The organism is Actibacterium sp. (assembly GCF_041584535.1).
Taxonomy (GTDB): Bacteria; Pseudomonadota; Alphaproteobacteria; order Rhodobacterales; family Rhodobacteraceae; genus Actibacterium_D.
Window position 1 is genome coordinate 1 of the sequence record NZ_JBFHDW010000357.1, and the last position, 2,334, is coordinate 2,334.

The 2,334-nt window shown below is 68.9% G+C and carries 2 protein-coding genes; one reads left to right on the forward strand and one right to left on the reverse strand.

Annotation, left to right across the window (positions count from 1 at the left end; all coding sequences use genetic code 11):
• Positions 1 to 272, forward strand: a 272-nt coding sequence (locus ABYW26_RS13525) for an LPXTG cell wall anchor domain-containing protein (RefSeq protein ID WP_372605438.1), incomplete at its 5' end; no start/stop codon positions are given.
• 7 nt (positions 273 to 279) lie between these two features.
• Here ABYW26_RS13525 and ABYW26_RS13530 read toward each other — a convergent pair.
• The coding region (locus tag ABYW26_RS13530) for an L-glutamate gamma-semialdehyde dehydrogenase (protein ID WP_372605439.1) at positions 280 to 2,334 on the reverse strand (2,055 nt) is incomplete at its 5' end.

The window sequence follows — 2,334 nt, forward strand, 5'->3', positions numbered from 1 at the left end:
CGATGATGCTGGGGCTGGGGCTGGCAATCGGCCCCGCCGCTGCGGTCATCATGACCCTGCCGGTCGAGGCCGCGCGCCCGCATCTGCGCGCCCTGACGATGGGCATCTATCTGGCGGTCTATTACGGCATGATGGGTCTGGCCCCGGCAGCGCTGGGGGCGTTGCGCGACCGAACCGGTGATGCCGGATCGCCCTTGATCGCGGCGGCGGTGATGATGCTGATCTGTCTGGCGCTGTGGGCGCTGTTCCGCAAGGTGCAGCGCCGGGGCTGAGGCGGCCTTAGCCCCCGGCCAGCAAGCTGGCATTGCCGCCCGCCGCAGTCGTATCCACGCACAGGTGACGCTCGATCAGCACATGCGCGGCGTCCGGTTGCCCGGTGACAAGCCCGATGATCGGCCCCACGCGCCGGGTCAGGGCCTGCGCATAGGCGCGGGCGGTCTCGGGCGCCCCCCACCAGATCACGCCGCCGAATGCGGGCAAGTCGATCAGCGCCTCGGGCGCCAGATGGCCCTGCACCGCAACCGGGTGACCACCCAAGGTCTGAACCCGCTGAACCTGCGCTTGCCGCACGGCTTCGCCCGGGCCAAGGCACAGGACCGGTGGGCGCGGCAAGGTGGTCAGGCGGTTCAATTCCCCGGTCGGGCCGGGCAACAGCCGGGTGCGCGGCGACACCGGCAGTTTGGCCGCCGCTGCGATGGCCTGCGCGATCTTGGCCGGGTCCGCGTCGCCCGCCTCGGCCTGCCCCGCCACCGGGGCCGCGCCGCTGGTGAAACGCGGCAGATAATGCGGCCCGCCCGCCTTGGGGCCGGTGCCGGACAGACCTTCACCCCCGAACGGTTGCGAGCCGACAATCGCGCCGATCTGGTTGCGGTTGGTATAGATATTCCCGGCCTGCACCCGGTCCGCGACGGTCTGAACCCGGTCGTCGATCCGCGTATGCAGCCCGAACGTCAGCCCATAGCCCGTGGCGTTCACATCGTCGATCACCCGGTCCAGATCCCTGGCCCGGAAGGTGGCGAAATGCAGGACCGGGCCGAAAACCTCGGAGCCCAGATCGGCAATGCCATCGACCGCGATCAGCGCCGGGGCGACGAACGTGCCGGTCTGGGGCGTGCTGAGGCGATGCAGCACCCGGCCCTTATCTGCGGCGCGGTCGATATAGGCGGTGATGTCATTGCGGGCGGTGTCGGTGATAACCGGGCCGATATCGGTCTCCAATTGCCACGGATCGCCCAGCGACATCTGCTCCATCGCGCCGATCAGCATCTCGCGCAGCGCGGGCGCAATGTCCTGTTGCACATAAAGACAGCGCAGGGCCGAGCACCGCTGTCCCGCCGATTGAAAGGCCGAGGCGACGATGTCGCGCACCGCCTGTTCCGGTAAGGCGGTGCTATCGACGATCATCGCGTTCAGCCCGCCGGTTTCCGCGATCAGCGGCGTGCCGGGGTCCAGATGCGCAGCCATGGTCGCGGCAATGCGCCGAGCGGTCGCGGTCGAGCCGGTAAAGGCCACACCTTTGATCCGTGGGTCGCTGGTCAGCGCCGTGCCGATGACGCCACCCGCGCCGGGCAGCAATTGCAGTGCACTGCGCGGCACCCCGGCCTTGTGCAACAGATCAATGCCCCACGCGGCAATCGCCGGGGTGGTTTCGGCAGGCTTGGCCAAAACTGCATTCCCCGCCGCCAGCGCCGCCGCAACCTGCCCGGTGAAGATCGCCAAGGGAAAGTTCCACGGTGAAATACAGGTGAACAGACCCCGCGCCGGGTCGGTCAGGGCCGTGGCCCCGGCGGCGTAATAGCGCAGGAAATCCACCGCCTCGCGCAGTTCGGCAACCGCGTCGGCAAGGGTCTTGCCCGCCTCAGTCGCCAGCAGGGCAAAAACCTTGCCAAAATCGGCCTCGTAAAGGTCGGCGGCGCGGTTCAGCACCTCGGCGCGGATCTGGGCCGGGGCCTGCCACGGCTGAGCGGCGCCAAGGGCGGTTTGCACGTCTTCGACGCTGGCAGCTTGCACCGTGCCGATCCGGGCACCGGTGGCCGGGTTATGCGCGGCCTCAGGGTTACCGCCGCTTACCGGCCCGGCAAGGATCGGCCCGACCTGCCACTGTTCGGGCGGGGTGCGGGCGGCGTCGATCCGGGTCAGGTCGGTCACGTCAGACAGGTCATAACCGACCGAGTTCGGGCGCTCGGGCGCGAACAGATCGGGGCCGGCGGTGACGACCGGCTCGAACGGGCCCGGCGGCTGGTCCATCATGTCGAAGGGACAGGCGACGACCATTTCGGCTGGCACGTCCTCATCCACCAGACGGTTCACGAACGACGAGTTCGCGCCGTTCTC